The sequence below is a fragment of the Streptomyces sp. NPDC001717 genome, assembly GCF_042892775.1.
Classification (GTDB): domain Bacteria; phylum Actinomycetota; class Actinomycetes; order Streptomycetales; family Streptomycetaceae; genus Streptomyces.
On the sequence record NZ_JBIAUK010000011.1, the window covers coordinates 84,230 to 100,839 of the forward strand.

The window sequence follows — 16,610 nt, forward strand, 5'->3', positions numbered from 1 at the left end:
GGGGGGGGGGGGCGCCCGGGCCACCCCCCCCTGGGCCCGGGGGGCGGGGGGGGGGGGGGGCCCCCACCCCCGGGGGGGGGGGGCGGCGGGGGGGGGGGCGGGCGCCCCCCCCCGGCCGGGGTACGGCACCTGGGAGGGGGACGGACTACATGGGGTCCATGCCCCGGTCGTCCATACGGCCCTCCTGCTCGCTCTGCTCCTGGAGGCGGCGCGCCTTCTCCTGCAGTCGGCGGCGCTCTTCCGGGTCGGTCGAACGCTCGGCCGCGTCGTTCAGCTCCTTGGCCTTCATGCGCATCTGCTGGGACCGGCCTCGGGACTCGCCTGAAACGCTCATGATCGCTCCTCGGATCAGTGGGGGAGAGCGGGCGGACCCAGCGAATCAGCACCGCCGCGCGCACGCATCTCGAACCGTCACCGAGCGTGAACCTGATGGGTGGCGTCGGAGCACGGGCCGTTCGCGAATGGCCCACCACGGATGCCGGAGCCGGGCCGCGCGGCGAACCTGTGGGGGTGAGCCCAACAGACCCGGACGAGGACGCCACCGGCACCGCCACCACCGCCGGTACCCCCACACGCACCCGCATCGTGCTGCGGGTCAACGGTGTCGAGCATTCCCTGGAGCCCGACCACCGCACCACCCTGCTCGACGCCCTGCGCGACCACCTCGACCTCACCGGGGCCAAGAAGGGCTGCGACCAAGGCCAGTGCGGTGCCTGCACCGTCCTCCTCGACGGGCGGCGGGTCTGCGCCTGCCTGCTGCTCGCGGTCGCCCAGGACGGCGCCGCGATCACCACGGTGGAGGGGCTCTCCGACACCGCGACCGGGGCCGCGCTCCAGCGGGCGTTCGTCGCGCGGGACGCCTTCCAGTGCGGCTTCTGCACACCCGGTCAGCTCTGCTCCGCCGTCGGCGCCCTCGCCGAAGCCGCCGCCGACCCGGCGGGCCCCGTCACCCTCACCGAGGCGGAGACCAGGGAACGGCTGAGCGGCAACCTCTGCCGCTGCGGCGCCTACCCGGCCATCGTCCGCGCCGTCCGGGACGTTGCCGTACGCGACGCCGTACAGGACGTCTGCGTACAGGACGTCGGCGTACAGGACGTCGCCGCACGGGACGCGGCCCGGTGAAGCCCTTCGGGTACGTCCGCGCCGCCACCCTCCGTGAAGCCGCCGAGGCCCACGCCGCCCACCCCGACTCCCGGTACCTCGCCGGCGGCACCAACCTCGTCGACCTCATGAAACTGGGCGTCGAACGCGCCGGCACCCTCGTCGACATCTCCCGGCTCCCGCTCGACGCCATCGAGGAACGCCCCGGCGGCGCCCTGCTCGTCGGAGCCACCACCCGCGCCGCCGACGTGGCCGCGCACCCCCTCGTACGGACCCGCTACCCGGCCCTCGCCCAGGCCCTGCTCGCCGGAGCCTCCGCCCAGCTGCGCAACGTCGCCACGACCGGGGGCAACCTCCTCCAGCGCACCCGCTGCACCTACTTCCAGGACCTCTCCAAGGCCTGCAACAAGCGGGAGCCCGGCACCGGCTGCTCCGCGCTCGACGGCGTCCACCGCGAGCACGCCGTGTTCGGCCACTCCACCCACTGCGTCGCCACCCACCCCTCGGACCTGGCCGTCGCCCTCGCCGCCTTCGACGCCGACATCGAGCTGTACGGGCCGCAGGGCACCCGCACCGTGCCGGCCACCGACTTCCACCGGCTGCCCGGGGACCACCCCGAACGGGACACCGAGATCCGCGACGGCGAGATCATCACCGGGGTCCTGCTGCCCGCCGCCGCGCCCGGAGCCCGCTCCCGGTACCGCAAGGCCCGCGACCGGGCCTCGTTCTCCTTCGCGCTGGCCTCCGTCGCCGCCGTCCTCGACGTCGACGCCGGGTCCGGCCTCGTCCGCAGCGCCGCCCTCGCCTTCGGCGGGCTCGCCCACCGGCCCTGGCGGGCCACCGCGGCCGAGCGGGCGCTGACCGGTGCCGCGCCGACCCCCGAAACCTTCCGGCGGGCGGTGGAGGCGGAACTGGCCGAGGCCCGGCCGCTGCGGGACAACGCGTTCAAGGTCGTACTGGCCCGCAACCTCGCCTGCGACGTACTGGGCGCGCTCGCCCGGGACACCACCGCATAGCCGCAGCCACGCAGAGGAGCAGCCCCCATGCCACCGCACCCCGCACTCGGCACCCCCACCGCCCGCGCCGAGGGGCCGCAGAAGGTCACGGGCGCCGCCCGCTACGCCTCCGACCGCGTCCCGCCCGGCTGCGCCCACGCCTGGCCCGTCCCCGCGACGATCCCGCGCGGACGCGTCACCGCCGTCGACACGGCCGCGGCCCTGGCCCTGCCCGGCGTGCTCGCCGTCCTCACCCCGTACGACGCGCCGCGCCTGGGCCCCTGGGACGACCCCACCCTCCACCTGCTCCAGGAGCCGGCCGTCCCGCACCGCGGCTGGTACGTGGCCCTGGCCGTTGCCGAAACCCCGGAGGGCGCCCGCGCCGCCGCCGAAGCGGTACGGATCGAGTACGCGACCGAGCCGCACGACTCCGTCCTGTACGAGGACCACCCGGCCGCCCACACCCCCGAAGAGGCCAACGGCGGATACCCCGCCCACCGCGAGCAGGGCGACCCGGACGCGGCGCTCGCCGCCGCCCCCGTACGGGTCGACTGCGTCTACACCGTGCCGCCGCTGCACAACCACCCCATGGAGCCGCACGCCGCCACCGCCGTCTGGGACGCCGAACGGGGCGGGCTCACCGTCTACGACTCCAGCCAGGGCGCGGGCCTCGTCCGCGAGGCGCTCTCCGCGCTCTTCGGGATGGCCGAGGACCGGGTCGAGGTCGTCTCGGAACACGTCGGCGGCGGCTTCGGCAGCAAGGGCACTCCGCGCCCCCACGTGGTCCTCGCCGTCATGGCCGCCCTGCACACGGGCCGCTCCGTCACCCTCGCCCTGCCCCGTCGCCACATGCCCGCCGTCGTCGGGCACCGCCCGCCCGGCCTGCACCGCATCGGGCTGGGCGCGCGCCCCGACGGCACCCTCACGGCCCTCACCCACACGGTCACCAGCCACACCTCCCAGGTGCGGGAGTTCGTCGAGCAGTCCGCCGTGGCCACCCGGATCATGTACGCCGTACCCGACATCCGCACCAGCCACCGCGTCGTCCCCCTGGACGTCCCCACCCCCTCCTGGATGCGCGCTCCCGGCGAGACCCCCGGCATGTACGCCCTGGAATCGGCCGTGGACGAACTCGCCGACGCCCTCGGCATGGACCCGATCGAGCTGCGCGTCCGCAACGAGCCCGCCGTGGACCCGGACAGCGGCCGTCCCTTCAGCGGCCGCCACCTCGTCGAATGCCTCCGCGAGGGCGCTGACCGGTTCGGCTGGACCGCCCTGCGCACACCGCGCCGGGACGGGCCGCTGCTGTGCGGGGTGGGCGTGGCCGCCGCCACCTACCCCGTCTGGCTCTCACCCTCCACCGCTCGGGCGCTGGCCCGGCCGGGCGGCGACTACCTCGTCGAGATCAACGCCACCGACATCGGCACCGGCGCCCGCACCGTCCTGATCCAGGTCGCCGCGGACGCCCTTCGAGTGCCGGCCGACGCCGTCACCATCGCCATCGGCAGCAGCGGTCTTCCGGCCGCCCCGCTGGCCGGCGGCTCCGCGGGCACCGCTTCCTGGGGTTGGGCCGTCCACGAAGCCTGTACCGCGCTCGCCTCCCGCCTGGCCCGCCACGACGGGCCGCTGCCGCCCGAAGGGCTGTCCGAGACGGCCGACACCACCGAGGCGGCCAAGGCGAAGCCCCCGTACGCCCGCCACTCCTTCGGCGCCCACTTCGCCGAGGTCCGCGTCGACACCGTCACCGGCGAGGTACGGGTGCACCGCCTGCTCGGGGTCTACGCCGCCGGACGCATCCTGAACCCGACCACCGCCCGCTCCCAGTTCGTCGGCGGCATGGTGATGGGCCTCGGCATGGCCCTGACCGAACACAGCTCGGTCGACGCGGCCCACGGGGACTTCGCCCAGAGCGACCTGGCCGCCTACCACGTTCCGGTGCAAGCGGACGTACCCGACATCGAGGCGCACTGGCTCGAGGATCACGACGCCCACGTGGGCCCCCTCGGCGCCAAGGGCATCGGCGAGATCGGCATCGTCGGGGTGGCCGCCGCCATCGGCAACGCCGTCTCCCACGCCACCGGGCACCGGCTGCGCAGCCTGCCCCTCACCCCGGACCGGGTCCTGGCCGTCCTCGGCTGAGCTCAGTCCGTGTCCGCCGCGAGGGCGGTGGTGAGGGTGAACAGCGCCCCGTCCGGGTCGCGGAGCGTCACCCACCGCTCCTCCGCGTTCGAGACGACGTCCGAGACCGGTCGCCCGCCGAGCGCCACGGCAGCCTCGATCGCCGGCCGCAGCTTCGGCACCCGGAAGTGGACGTGCCAGCGCGGCCGGGTGTGCGGGGAGTAGGAGGCCAGCTCGACCGGGCCGCTGTTCAGCCGGGCCACGGGCACGCCGTCCTGCCGCAGCACCACCTGGTCCTCCTCGTAGCTGACCTCGCAGCAGCCGGGTCGCTCGGTGGCCCACTCCAGCACCGCGCCGTAGAACATGGCCGCGTCCAGGGCGTTGCGGGTACGCAGCTCCAGCCAGGCCGGTGCCGGGCCCTTGCCCACCCGCCAGTCCGCGGCCACGTCACCTTCCCAGATCCCGAAGACCGCGCCGTCGGGGTCGGCCACCAGGGCCCCGCGGCCGCCGGACTCGAACGAGACCGGCCCGACGGCGATCGTGCCGGTGCGCTCCCGGATCCGGTCCACCGCCACGTCGACATCGTCGACCGCGAAGTACGGGGTCCAGGCCACCGGGACCGCCAGGTCCCCGGCGAGGGCGCCAATGCCCGCCACCGGGACGCCGTCCAGCAGTGCCACCGAGAAGGCCTCGCCGAGGCTGGCCCGCCGGAACCGCCAGCCCGCGACCGCACCGTAGAAGCGCTGTGCCGTGTCGAGGTCGCGGGCCATCAGGCTCACCCAGCACGGCGCCCCGAAGACCTCCCGCGTCGAAATCTCCACCGCTCGCTCCATCCCTCGCGCACCCCCGGTCCCATTCTGGTCCTTTTGAGGACGACCCACCCGGTCGACCACCCCCTTCGTATACGAGAAGTGGCCGGGAATCACGCTCCGTGGCGATCCGGCGGCGCCGCGCGGCGCTACCCTCGGTCGCGGACGCGCACCCGCACCCTCGGAAGGCAGGTCTCCCATGGCCGGTTCCCCGGTTCCCGCGACTTCCCCCACTCCCGCGACCCCCGTCGTCCCCGTCATCGATCTCGGGCCGTGGCGGTCCGGCGAACCGCATGCCCGGGCCCGTACGGCCGCCCGCGTCGACGAGGCCCTGCGCGCCGCCGGATTCCTGCTCGTCACCGGCCACGGCGTGGACCCCGCGCTGCCCGCGCGGATCCGGGAGACGGCGGCGGAGTTCTTCCGACTCCCGGCCTCCGCGAAAGAGCCGTACGCCGTCACGGTCGGCGGGCGGGGCTGGCTCGGGCCGGGTGCCGAGGCCAACAGCTACGCGGAGGGGGAGCCCTCGCCGCCCGACCTCAAGGAGTCCTGGTCCTTCGCGGCGGACGAGCCCACCGGGGTCCCTTCCGTCGACGCCGAGTGGTTCCGCCCCAACACCTGGCCCGCCGAGGTCCCGGCGCTGCGTCCGCTGGTGGAGGAGTACCTGGGGCTGATGCGGGCCCTCTCCGACGAGCTGCTGGAGCTGCTGGCCACGGCCCTCGGGCTCGCCGAGGACCACTTCACCCGCCACACCTCACACCCCACGTGGGGGTTCAACCTCAACTGGTACCCCGGCACCGACACCGTCGGCCCGCCGCTGCCCGGCCAGTTCCGCATCGGTGCCCACACCGACTTCGGCACCGTCACGGTCCTCGACCGCCAGCTCGGCTCGGGCGGGCTCCAGATCCACACCGACGCCGACGGCTGGCAGGACGCCCCCTTCGACCCGGCGGCGCTCACCGTGAACATCGGCGACCTCATGGCCCGCTGGACGGGCGACCGCTGGCGGGCGGGCCGCCACCGGGTGCTCCCGCCGCCCGCCCACAGCCCGGCCGAGGAGCTGATCTCCCTGGTCTACTTCTACGAGTGCGACGCGCACACCCGCGTGGAATCCCTGCCCGCCCCCATCGGCCGGATCGCCCACGACCCGGTGGACTCCCACGCCTACCTGCGGGGACAGCTCGACGCGATCAGCGTGCCTGCGACCTCTGACTGACCGGGGTCGCCGGGAGCCCTCCTCGACGGTCCGACCGCCGACGCCCCGGCGGTCCGCTTCCACAGCCCCTGACCAGGGCCGGGGCAGCCGCGACAGCCACGGCGGGGGCCGATTACGTCGATCCGCCGAACTTCGGCAGGATGGGCCCATGACCGAGATCCGCACCCCCCGACTCCTCCTCCGCCGCTGGACCGACGACGACCTCGTCCCCCTGTCGGAGATCAACGCCGACCGGGAGGTGATGCGCTGGATCGGCGACGGTTCCACGCTCGACCTGGACCAGACCGCCGAGGAGATCGAGCGCATGGAGGAGGAGTGGGACGAGGAGGGCTTCGGGCTCTTCGCCGTCGAACTCCTCGCCTCGGGCGAACTGATCGGTGTCGTCGGCCTCACGGTCCCGGACGGCCCGCCGGAGGTCCTCGCGGACATCGCGATCACCTGGCGCCTCGGCCGCCAGTACTGGGGCCAGGGCTACGCCTCCGAGGCCGCCCAGGCCTCGCTGGAGTTCGCGCTCCAGGACCGCGGACTGGACCGGGTGATCGCCGTGAACCGGGCCGGCAACGAGGAGTCCGAGAACGTCATCCGCAAGCTCGGCATGGAGCTCGAACGGGACACCACCGACCCGGAGCACCACCACCTCCTGCAGATCCACGGCATCGACCTCACCGAGTACGAGGCCTGAACCGGCGGACCGCACGCCGCCCGCGGCCGCATCAACCGATCGGTTGACCGCGGGGTCGTCCGAACGATCCCGCGGGCCGGCCCGCAGGCTGACCGGCCCGCGCCTGCCGCCCGGCGACGATGGACCGGGGCAGCGGGAGGGCGGACCGGACCCTCCCGGCACCTCCCCGCCCCGGAGCCGAGAGGGACACCATGAACACGCACGACCGACAGCTCCTCGACGGCGCCCGGCGCGGCGACACGGCGGCGGTGGGCGCCGCACTCGCCGCGGGCGCCTCCCCCGAGGCCCGCGACGACCAGCTGCGCACCCCGCTGCTGCTGGCCGCGCTCGGAGACCACGTGGCCGTCGCCGAGCTGCTCGTCGCCGCCGGAGCCGACCCGAACGCCCCCGATTCGCGCGAGGACAGCCCTTGGCTGGTCACCGGCGTCACCGGCAGCGTGCGGATGATGCGGCTGCTGCTGCCCGCCGGGCCCGACCTGAAGCAGCGCAACCGGTTCGGCGGGATCTCCCTCATCCCCGCCGCCGAACGCGGACACACCGCGTACGTGCGCGCCGTGCTCGAAGAGACCGCCATCGACGTCGACCACGTCAACCGGCTCGGCTGGACCGCGCTCCTGGAGGCGGTGATCCTCGGCGACGGCGGCCCGCGCCATGAGGAGATCGTCCGCCTGCTGCTCGCCGCGGGCGCCGACCCCGCACTGGGCGACCACGACGGCGTCACCCCGTACGAGCACGCCGCCCGCCGGGGCTTCGACGGCATGGCCCGGCTCCTGCGCGCGGCCGAGGCCGAGCGGGAGACCGGCCGGTGAACGGCCGCGCACGGGTCGCCCGTACGGTCATCGCCTCGCTCGCCGCGGCCCTGCTGCTCGGCGCGTGCACGCAGGCCGCGAGCTCGGCGCCCGACCCGGCACCGTCCGCGGCCTCCCCGCTGCCGGCCGGCGAGCCGACCCCGCAGGGGCTGCTGCTGACCGCCGACTTCGGCGCCGACACCGTCACCTTCGTCGACCCGCTGCGCGGCGCCGTCGCCTCCGTCCCCGTCGGACGGGCCCCGTACGGCCTCGCCGTCGGCGCGGACGGCCGGGCCTGGGTGGCGACCGCCGAGGGGGTCGCCGTGGTCGACACCCGCACCCGGACCCGGGTCGCGAACATCCCCTACCGCACCGGCACGGGCCCGGTCGGCGACGGCGAGTACCGAGGCGGGGGCATGGGCATCGCCCTCTCGCCCGACGGGGCGCACGTCTACGTCGGGGTCAACGTCCCGGGCAGGACCGGCGTGCTGGAGGTCGTCGACACGGCCACGAGCACGGTCACCGCGGCCGTGCCGGTGGGCCGGCGCCCCTTCGACGTGGACGTGTCGCCCGACGGATCCGAGGTCTACGCCACCGGCCACGACTCCTTCGACGTCACCGTGGTCGACACCGCCTCGCTGCGACCGCGCCGCATCGAGGTCGCCCCCTACGGAACCGAGGGCGGGCTCGGTTCCTGGCTCAAGCCGCACTACGCGGCCGTCCGCCCCTCCGACGGGATGCTGCTGCTCCCCTTCGAGGGCGAACGGCTCGCGGTGGTCGACCCGCGCACCGGCCGCACCACCATCGAGCCGATGACCGCCGACACCCACCAGCACGGGGTCGAGCTCACGCCCGACGGCCGCCTCCTGGTGGTCGGCACGGGAGCCGTGGAACCCGGCAAGGGCAAGGGCCCCTCCCTGACGGTCCGTTCCGCGGACGGCACGGAGCGCGTGTACCCCCTCGACGGCCCGCACGAGACGGTGACGGTCTCCCGCGACGGCCGCACCGCGTACGTCACGGGCGGCTACACCCGCGACGGCTACTGGAACGGCATCACCACGGTCGACCTCACCACGGGCACCACCCACCGCCTCCCGACGGGCAACCGCCCCCTGGGCATCGCCGTGCTCTGAGCCCGGCTCAGGCGGACCGGCCGCGCCGGAACCAGCGGCGGGGCGCGGCCGGTTCACCGGGTGCCGGTGCCGGTGCCGGTGCCGGTGCCGGTGCGTGTGCGTGTGCGGGTGCGCCGAAGGGCGGCTGGGACTTGAAACCGTCCTGCAGGGCCAGGGTGGGGGTGATCCGCGCGAGTGCCGTACGCACCAGCGTGAGCGGGTGGTCGGGGAACTGCGCGTCCCATTCCTCGTGGTCGGCGACGTGATGGGGGAGGCCGCCCTCGACACCGGGGGCGTACGGGTGCGGGGTGAAGTACCGGTCGGGGCCGACCCGGTCGGCGACGACGGCTTCCCGCAGGCCGGTCATCCGGCCCTCGGCGGCCTGTACCTTCACCACCGCACTGCAGCCGGCCTTCGGCACGGTCCAGGAGCCGATGAAGATCTGTCCGTGCCCGTTCGGACGCCGGATCTTTATCAACTGCCGGACGGCCGGGACGGAGTCCACCTCGCCGAGCACCGCCTCGATCAGCCCCCCGCCGGCCCGGGCGGCGGACAGGGCCAGTCCGTGCCGCAGGAGGTCGGGCCGGTCCAGAGGCGCGGGCAGGTCCGGGACGAGGCCGAAGTAGTGGACGGACAGGACGAGTCCCCGCTCGTCGGTCCACACGCCGGGCTCCCGTTCGGTGAAGCCGGTGAGGTCCATGCTGGTGATCGGATTCATACGGGACATCATCGCGACCCCCGGACACCCCCGCTCAGTCGGGCCGCGTGCCCGGGGCCTGGGCCCCGTGACCCGTGCGGATCTCGGCCAGGGCGGCGGTGTGCAGGGACCGCGGGCTGCCGCGGTGGGGGAGGGGGCTGCCCGTGAGCGTGTACCACTCGTCGGCGTCCTTGTACTGGACGTCGAACCGGACCCGGTCCCCGGGCAGGACCGTCGTGCGCAGGGTGAGCGGGCCCGTGATGACGCCGACCTCGTCGGTCATGGCGCCGCCCGGGCCGGCGGTCACGTCGTCCTGCCAGCGGAGCGCGTCCGTCATGAGGCGCAGGTGTCCAGCATCGTGGTCAGCATCTTCTTCTCCGGTTCGGTGACGGTCAGTCCGTACGTCGACTTCACGGTGGTCCAGGCCCGTCCGTACACGCACCAGCTCGCCTTGTCCGGCGGCTGCCACAGGTCCGGGCTCTGGTCGCCCTTGGAGCGGTTCGAGGCCGCGGTCACGGCCAGCAGCTGAGGATTGGTCAGGTCATTGGCGAAGGCCTTGCGCTTGGCCGCGTCCCAGCCGGCCGCACCGGAGCGCCAGCCCTCCGCCAGCGGGACCATGTGGTCGATGTCCATCTTCGCGGCGTCCGTGACGACCACCCCGTCGTAGAGGCTCTTCCAGGTACCGGACACGGCCCGGCACTCGGCGTCCCGCTTCACGTCCGTGCCGTCCCGCTCGAGGATCACCTCACGGGTGTCGCACTTGTTCCCCTGCTGGATCCAGTGCGTGAACTTGTCCCGGCTGTAGCCGGCCATCGAGCCCACCGGCGCCACCTTCAGCCCCTCCAACCGGGTGCGGGCGACGGCGACGCTCACCATGCCCGGCAGTACCTCACCGCCGGCGGGCTTCGCGTCGGCGGGCGGCGATGACGCCGCTCCGGACGGCTTCGCGTCCGGAGCGCCGGAACCCATCGTTCCGGAACAGCCTGCCAGTGCCGACAGCAGCGCGGCCGCCACCACCGCACCGCGCACCCTCGTATGACGTCCCATAACCCCACCCCGAACCGGCCACGCTCCGCAACTGACCCCGGAAGACTACCCAGAACCGGACATAAAACCGGCCAGGGACCCTCCGGCAGCCGTTGTCAGTGCCGCTCGCTAGTCTCCCGACATACCGCAGCTCAGGGGGGATTCGTCCCCCCTGTCAAGGCTGCGCTGATCCGTTGGGTACAGGCAAGCGAGGGGCACGGTCTGATGGCATGGCTGGCGGCGGGCGAGGGGTACGAGATCTCCCTCGTGGAAGGGCGGGTGGCGGCGCGGTCCACCACCGGCCGGGCGGCGGGACGGCAGTTGAAGTCACTGCCCAAGGCCCTCAAGGAACACCCCGAGGTGGACCGGCTGCGCCGGCTCTCCGAATGGCTCGACCGGCACGCCGCGGCCTGCGTCGCCCAGGTCGACACCTGGATGGTGTCCTCGCTGCCGGTACCGACCGAGCTGCTCGCCCGGGTCTGGCCGGACGAGGCCTGGCAGGGCGCACTGCGTGACGTCGCCGTCGTCGGCGACGACCCCGACGAGGTCGGCTTCCTGCGGGACGCCACCGAGTCCGGCGAGCTGAAGGTGGTCAACCTCGACGGCGAGACCGTACGCCTCTCCCCGCGCACGGTGATCCTGCCGCACCCGGTGCTGCTGCCCGACCTCGACGACGTACGCGAGTTCGCCGCCGAACTCGGCATCGCGCAGGGCGTCGAGCAGATCCACCGGGCCACCTGGCAGAAGCCCGACACGTTCACCGCCGGCGCCACCGAGGTCCGCGACTACGCGGGCGGGAAGTTCCCCACCCGCTTCAGCCTCGCCGCCCGCGCCACGAGCCTCGGCTACCGCGTCTCCGGCGGCTACGCGACCTGCAAGGTCCGGGACGCGGGCGCCGGCACGGAGGCGGCGGTGTGGATCGGCGAACCGTACTACGAGGACGAGACCACCACCGGGGCCCTGAGCTGGCACGACGAGAACGGCCGGACGGTGGGCCTGTCCGACGTCGGACCGGTGGCCTGGTCCGAAGGCATGCGAATGGCCGCGGCGCTGTACGCCGGGCGCAAGATCGAGGAGGGCACGGGAGCATGAGCACGAACCCGAAGGACAACGACGCCACCGCCACCGCCACCGCCACCGGCGAGGCCGAACTGCTGCTCAAGGCGGGCGCGGTGCTCCCGCCCGGCACCCCCGGCGCCGGGGCCACGGCCGTCGAGCTGACCGCTCGCTCCTACCACCACCCCGCCCTCGGCGACGACCGCGTCGTCGTCCGCCTCGCCCCCGCCGAACTCGGCGCGGCCGAGGACCTCGCCGCCGGGTTCCTGGGCCTCGTACCCCACCAGGCCGAGCCGCCCGTCGTCGGTCTGAGCCGCCGCCAGGCACTCGGCTTCCCCGAATGGGTCCTCGTGCACCACCCCGAGGACGGCCACCACGCCCTCGCCGTCGTCCCCGAACTCGACCGCATCGCACCCCAGGCCAAGACCAAGCCCAAGGCCGCCCTCGACGCCTGCAACGAACTCGCCGGCCGGCTCGCCGCCGCCGTCCCGCACTTCCTGCCCGTCTTCTACGAGCAGGCCGCCCGGATCTTCCTCGCCGTCGAGAACACCACCTACGCCTCCCAGCTGTTCGGCCGCGCCCGGACGGCCGAGGCCCAGCACGGGCTGAGCGTCGACGAGGACCGGCTCGACGCAGTCTTCCTCGAATTCGCCCTGGCCGGCGCCCTGCCCGTGAAGGTGCTCACCGGCTACGGCAAGGACCTCGCCGCCCGCGTCACCCCCGCCGAGGCCCACGACCGCTTCCGCCGCCTGTGCGTGCGCCGCACCGCGGGCGGACTGCCGCCCTCCGCGCAGGCCGCCACCGAGCTGCGCCGCCTCGCCCGGGCCGCCGGCCACAAGGGCACCGAGGCCGAGCAGGAGTACCTCGCCGAACTGCTGCCGCTGCCCGCGACCCTCCGCGCCGCCACCGGCTGGTGGAAGGCCCACCGCACCGCGCTCGTCGCACTGGCCCGACGCGTGCCGGCCGCGCGGGGCACCCTCCTCGGACTGATGCCGCCCGGCGGCGACGTCGAACTGTCCGACCTCTGGCTGCAGATCCTGGAGGAATCCGGCGCGACCGCCGGGCTCGTCGACGCCGGCCTGCCCGCCGAGCAGCGCTGCACCGACGGAGCCGTCGGCTGGCTGGAGCGCTACCACACCGCCCGCCACTCCGGTTGGGGACAGCGCCCCACGCCGCCCGCCCTCCTCGACCTCGTCACCCGCGCCGCCGACCGGCTGCGCGCCGAACTCGCCGAGCCCGGCCGGGAGGCCGGCCTGCGCATCGGTGTCCAGGACGTCGACCTGCTCGACCTGGTCCTCACCCTCGGCATCCGCGTCGCCGACCCCGAGGAGAACGCCCCCCGGTACTACCGCCACGACCAGCTGAACGTGGCCGACTGGGCACGCGCCGACGAGCGCCGCGACCTGCTCGCCCTCGCCGCCGACCAGCGGTTCCGCCCCGCGTTCGGCCGCGCCCTGAACGCCTTCGGCGACGCGACCTCCGGCGGCGACGTCATGCGCCGCCTCGCCGCCTCGCCCGGCGGCCGGCCCATGCTCACCGAATGGATGCGGGAAGTCGCCCGCAACTCCAAGGCCGCGGGCCTGCCCGGGCTGCCCGAGGCGATCAGCCGGCTGACCTGGCTGCCCGCCGAGGCCCTCGAACTCGCCCGCGAGGAAGTGGCCGAGGCGGCCGCCGCCGACCTCGGCGCGATCCTCGCCCGGACCCTGCGCGGAGGCCTCTTCGAGGAGTTCGTCTGGCCCGCGTTCGAGGAGGCGCTCGTCGAACTCGCCGACCGCAAGGCCCTGCACCGCACCAACCTGACCGTCGTCGAGGCCTGGCCCCACCTGATCGTCGCCAACGGCATCCAGGCCCGCGTCATCGACGCCGACTCCACCGTCCTCGTCCACGACCTGCGCGTGCCGACCGGCGGCTCCTACCGGTACGGATTCCACTACGTCGACGGCGCGCTGCTCGTCTTCTGGTCCACCTGGGGCAGCGACGTCCAGGGCTACTGGCACACCGACCCGCAGCACGTCTTCACCCTCAAGACCGACCGCGCCCACTGGTCGCTGCGCTCCGACGAGATCAGCCTGCCCCTGACCGGCGGCGGACGCACCGTCGGCGGCGGGGTCCTGCACGCCGGGGACACGGCACTGCCCGACGAGCGCGCGGTGCTGTGCGACGGCACCTCGTACTGGGTCTGGCGGTCCCGCGACAAGGAGCAGGGCGGCGCCGGCTGGTGCGAGTACAACCCCGCCGACGGCACCCACGGACGCTTCTCCCAGCCGGCCTTCCTCACCGACACGCTGGCCGTCCGCCCCCCGACCTCCAACTCCTCCGCCCGCTCCGCCTGGCTGCGGCCCGCGCCCACCGTCGAGGGCTCGGCCCTCGGGGAACCCGCAGACGGCCTCCTCGGCTGGTGCGCCGTGCGCGTCCGCGACGAGGGCTGGTTCGGCACCGACACCGCAGGCCGTACCGTCCGCACGCCCGAGGACGGCAACATGCCCGTCGCCGCCCTCGCCTTCCCCGGAGCCGACCGGCCGCGCGCCCTCACCCACCGCTGGCGCGAGCTGGGCATCACCGACCCCGACGGCGTCGTCACCGCGCTGACCAACGGCGACCACCGCAACGAGGGCTTCGCCACCGGCAGCGTCGACCTCCCCCCGCTGCCCTTCTGGTACGCCCTGCGCCCCCGCGACCCCGAGGGCTCCACCGCCCTCCGCTCCGCCGACCGCGACACCGTCGCCGCGCTGCTCGCGTCGGCGGCCGCCGTGGAGAAGGTCACCGACCTGCCCGAGGTGGTCGGCGCCGCCTTCCCGCAGATCACCGCGCCCGAGCTGCTCGGCGGCGTCATCGAGGTCCTGCGGTTCGCTCTCGCCCAGCAGAAGTCCCTGGACGAGATCGCCGCCCGGCTCCACGCGGACCAGGACGGGGCCGGGCAGGAGGAGACCGGTCCCCTCGACCGCCTGATCGGCGAGGCACTCGGCGGTCTCCTCGGTACCACGTACTACTACTGGGGTTCCGACCACGACGGTGCCCACCGGCTGCTGCGCTCTCTCGACGCCGCCCGCGCCGACGGCGACGCACCCGAGGTGCCCGGCCGCCTCCACTGGGACATGCCCGCCCTGGAGTACTCCAACTTCGCTTGGACGCCCTGGCTCGACCAGCCCGCCGCCCTCGCCTACCGCGCCGCCGGTTTCGCCGCCACCGACGAACAGCGGGCCGCCCTGCGCTCCCTGCTCGACGCGGTGAGCCGGCTCGGCCTCGACTCGGCCGCGGGCTCCGCGGGCCACTGGCGCCGGGTCCTGCTCCACCTCGACCAGCGCCACCTGCGCACCCCCGACGGCTTCGAACGCAGCGTCCACCACCGCAGTCTGCTCCCGCTCGGAGGCGGCGCCGTACTGGCCCTCACCGAACACAACACGTCCGTCCCCGACGGGCACGAGTTCGGCGCGCTGCTCCACGACCCCACCGGCCGGTTCGCCGTCCCCGGCCCCTACACCCTGCGCGGCGAGGCACCGCTGGGCGACCGGGAGCGGGCCGCCGGCTGGCTGCGCACCTTCCTCGACGCCGCCGACGAGCACGGCCCGGTGCCCTTCCGCCCCGAGGCCGCCGAGGAGTTCGCCCGGCTCACGGGCGTCTCCGGCACCCTCGCCAAGCTGGTCGTCGCCGGCCTCCCGCACGTCGACGACCGCCAGCACAACTTCCTGCCCGCGCCGCTGCGCGCCGTCCTCGGCGTCAAGTCCGCCGACGCCGACCACGCCCGCGACGAACTCCGGGACCTCGACGCCGAGGTCCGGCGCGAGGTGGTCGCCGCCCTGCTGCCCGCCGACCCCGAACGGCTGTGGAGCGACGGCCCCGACGCGGCCGCCGCCGCACAGGTGTGGAACCGGCGCGTGGGACGACGTACGCCCGTTCCCGACTGGCTGCTCACCGAGGCCGCGCGCGCCGTGCGCACCGGATGGTCCCCGCACCGCGCCCTGCCCGCGGTCCTCGACCCCGAGGCCTCGCCCGAGCTCTCCGCCGACGTGCCCTGGAGGGTCAAGGGCGACCGCGCCGAGCCCTCCGAGCCGGCCGCCGCGCCCTTCACCACGACCGTGCTGACCGGCGCACTCGCCATGGCCGCCTGGATGGCCCACCGGCTGCCCGCCGGCGACCCGGTACGAGCGGCCCTGCCGCCCGTGCTGACCGCCCTGCGTCAACGGCTGGCCGCACCCGAACTGCTCCTGCTCATCGGGCACTACACCGACCTCGCCGAGTTCCGGAAGGCGGCCGGCACCCCCACCGAGATCGTGGAGGGCACCGACGGCTACGAACGCTACGGCGCGGTCATCCTGCCCACGCACGACGACCGGCCCATGCCCGTGCTCCGCCCGACGCTGCTGGACTCCACCGGCCGCGACCCGTACCTGCCGCTGCTGCGCGGCGCCGACCAGCAGCCCAGCCGGAACGAGAGCGCCCTTCGCCTCGTCCACGACCCGGCGTTCGCCGCGCTGCTCGCCGACCCGGGAGCACCGGCGGCGGGCACCGTCGACGCCGACGGCACCTGGTGGCCGCAGGACCCGAGCCGTTCCGTGCCCGACCTGGTGGCCGAGGCGCAAGCCGCGCACGGCCTCGGCGCGGACGCGGCCACCCTGTACCTGATGCTGCTCGCCATGCCCGACCCCACGGACCGCAACACGGCCCGCTGGACCGGCTGGAAGCCCGCCCGCCTCAAGGCCGCCCGCGCCGAACTCGCCGCCGGCGACCTGGTGGTGGAAGCCTCCCGGAGCAGGGCCGGGCGCTCCCTCTTCCTGCCCGGCGCATGGTCGGAGCAGAACTCACCGGTACTGCCGGTGGAGCAGTGGAAGCTCCCGATGTACGAGGCCGCCGCCGTGGGCCAGATGGTGCCCGCGCAGCCCGTCGCCGACCTGTACCGCAGGGCCTGGCAGCGGGTCCGCGAGGGCGACACCCCGCGCTTCGAGGAACTCAAGGTCAAGCGCACCCGCGCCCGCCGCCGCTGACCCGCGCGGCGCGCCCCGCCCGGGGCGCGCC

14 protein-coding genes are annotated in these 16,610 nt (G+C 74.8%); 9 read left to right on the plus strand and 5 right to left on the minus strand.

Translation table 11 applies throughout. The features are described 5' to 3' along the window. Positions 1 to 145: 145 nt before the first annotated feature. Positions 146 to 334, minus strand: coding sequence for a DUF6381 family protein (locus ACFYZL_RS19645; RefSeq protein ID WP_384755307.1), 189 nt, complete (start codon positions 332 to 334; stop codon positions 146 to 148). A gap of 176 nt (positions 335 to 510) precedes the next feature. Between ACFYZL_RS19645 and ACFYZL_RS19650 the strand changes: the two genes are divergently transcribed. From ACFYZL_RS19650 to ACFYZL_RS19660, 3 genes are read left to right on the plus strand one after another with little or no spacing between them, the layout of a single operon-like run. After that, positions 511 to 1,122, plus strand: coding sequence for a (2Fe-2S)-binding protein (locus ACFYZL_RS19650; RefSeq protein ID WP_388680374.1), 612 nt, complete (start codon positions 511 to 513; stop codon positions 1,120 to 1,122). Continuing rightward, positions 1,119 to 2,117 (plus strand): FAD binding domain-containing protein, encoded by a 999-nt coding sequence (locus ACFYZL_RS19655; protein WP_388680377.1) that lies wholly within the window; start codon positions 1,119 to 1,121, stop codon positions 2,115 to 2,117. The genes ACFYZL_RS19650 and ACFYZL_RS19655 overlap by 4 nt, the downstream gene beginning before the upstream one ends. Positions 2,118 to 2,144: 27 nt before the next feature. Further along, the gene (locus ACFYZL_RS19660; RefSeq protein WP_388680380.1) at positions 2,145 to 4,235 is read left to right on the plus strand and encodes a xanthine dehydrogenase family protein molybdopterin-binding subunit; all 2,091 of its coding nucleotides are present in this window, start codon (positions 2,145 to 2,147) and stop codon (positions 4,233 to 4,235) included. A gap of 2 nt (positions 4,236 to 4,237) precedes the next feature. Here the strand turns inward: ACFYZL_RS19660 and ACFYZL_RS19665 are convergent, their stop codons facing one another. Next, positions 4,238 to 4,984 (minus strand): VOC family protein, encoded by a 747-nt coding sequence (locus ACFYZL_RS19665; RefSeq protein ID WP_384755310.1) that lies wholly within the window; start codon positions 4,982 to 4,984, stop codon positions 4,238 to 4,240. A 238-nt stretch (positions 4,985 to 5,222) separates the two neighbouring features. Here ACFYZL_RS19665 and ACFYZL_RS19670 point away from each other — a divergent pair, with 238 nt between their 5' ends. The 4 genes from ACFYZL_RS19670 to ACFYZL_RS19685 all read left to right on the plus strand — a co-directional run bounded on the left by ACFYZL_RS19670 (position 5,223) and on the right by ACFYZL_RS19685 (position 8,839). After that, positions 5,223 to 6,236 carry an isopenicillin N synthase family dioxygenase gene (locus ACFYZL_RS19670; protein WP_388680383.1) on the plus strand — a complete coding sequence of 338 codons (1,014 nt, stop codon included), beginning with the start codon at positions 5,223 to 5,225 and terminating at the stop codon, positions 6,234 to 6,236. A gap of 148 nt (positions 6,237 to 6,384) precedes the next feature. Next, a complete protein-coding gene (locus tag ACFYZL_RS19675; protein WP_384755295.1) occupies positions 6,385 to 6,918 on the plus strand; it encodes a GNAT family N-acetyltransferase in 534 nt (177 codons plus the stop codon). A gap of 191 nt (positions 6,919 to 7,109) precedes the next feature. Beyond that, a complete protein-coding gene (locus tag ACFYZL_RS19680) occupies positions 7,110 to 7,727 on the plus strand; it encodes an ankyrin repeat domain-containing protein (RefSeq protein ID WP_388680386.1) in 618 nt (205 codons plus the stop codon). Continuing rightward, positions 7,724 to 8,839: a YncE family protein gene (locus ACFYZL_RS19685; protein WP_388680388.1), complete on the plus strand. Its 1,116-nt coding sequence runs from the start codon at positions 7,724 to 7,726 to the stop codon at positions 8,837 to 8,839. The genes ACFYZL_RS19680 and ACFYZL_RS19685 overlap by 4 nt, the downstream gene beginning before the upstream one ends. A 7-nt stretch (positions 8,840 to 8,846) precedes the next feature. Here ACFYZL_RS19685 and ACFYZL_RS19690 read toward each other — a convergent pair whose 3' ends face one another. Genes ACFYZL_RS19690 through ACFYZL_RS19700 form a run of 3 tightly spaced genes read right to left on the minus strand, consistent with a single transcriptional unit; the run spans position 8,847 to position 10,562 of the window. Continuing rightward, entirely contained in the window at positions 8,847 to 9,536 is a 690-nt protein-coding gene (locus tag ACFYZL_RS19690) for a hypothetical protein (RefSeq protein ID WP_388680391.1), read from the minus strand. A gap of 34 nt (positions 9,537 to 9,570) precedes the next feature. Further along, positions 9,571 to 9,852 carry a hypothetical protein gene (locus ACFYZL_RS19695; RefSeq protein ID WP_388680394.1) on the minus strand — a complete coding sequence of 94 codons (282 nt, stop codon included), beginning with the start codon at positions 9,850 to 9,852 and terminating at the stop codon, positions 9,571 to 9,573. Then, positions 9,849 to 10,562 (minus strand): HNH endonuclease family protein, encoded by a 714-nt coding sequence (locus tag ACFYZL_RS19700; RefSeq protein ID WP_388680396.1) that lies wholly within the window; start codon positions 10,560 to 10,562, stop codon positions 9,849 to 9,851. Before ACFYZL_RS19700 ends, ACFYZL_RS19695 begins: the two co-directional genes overlap by 4 nt. 204 nt (positions 10,563 to 10,766) lie before the next feature. On the opposite strand from ACFYZL_RS19700, the gene ACFYZL_RS19705 reads away from it, so the two are divergent. Both ACFYZL_RS19705 and ACFYZL_RS19710 read left to right on the plus strand, forming a co-directional pair. Beyond that, the gene (locus tag ACFYZL_RS19705) at positions 10,767 to 11,633 is read left to right on the plus strand and encodes a DUF4132 domain-containing protein (protein ID WP_388680398.1); all 867 of its coding nucleotides are present in this window, start codon (positions 10,767 to 10,769) and stop codon (positions 11,631 to 11,633) included. After that, positions 11,630 to 16,579, plus strand: a complete 4,950-nt coding sequence (locus ACFYZL_RS19710; protein WP_388680402.1) for a DNA-binding protein — start codon at positions 11,630 to 11,632, stop codon at positions 16,577 to 16,579. The genes ACFYZL_RS19705 and ACFYZL_RS19710 overlap by 4 nt, the downstream gene beginning before the upstream one ends. Positions 16,580 to 16,610 lie beyond the last annotated feature (31 nt).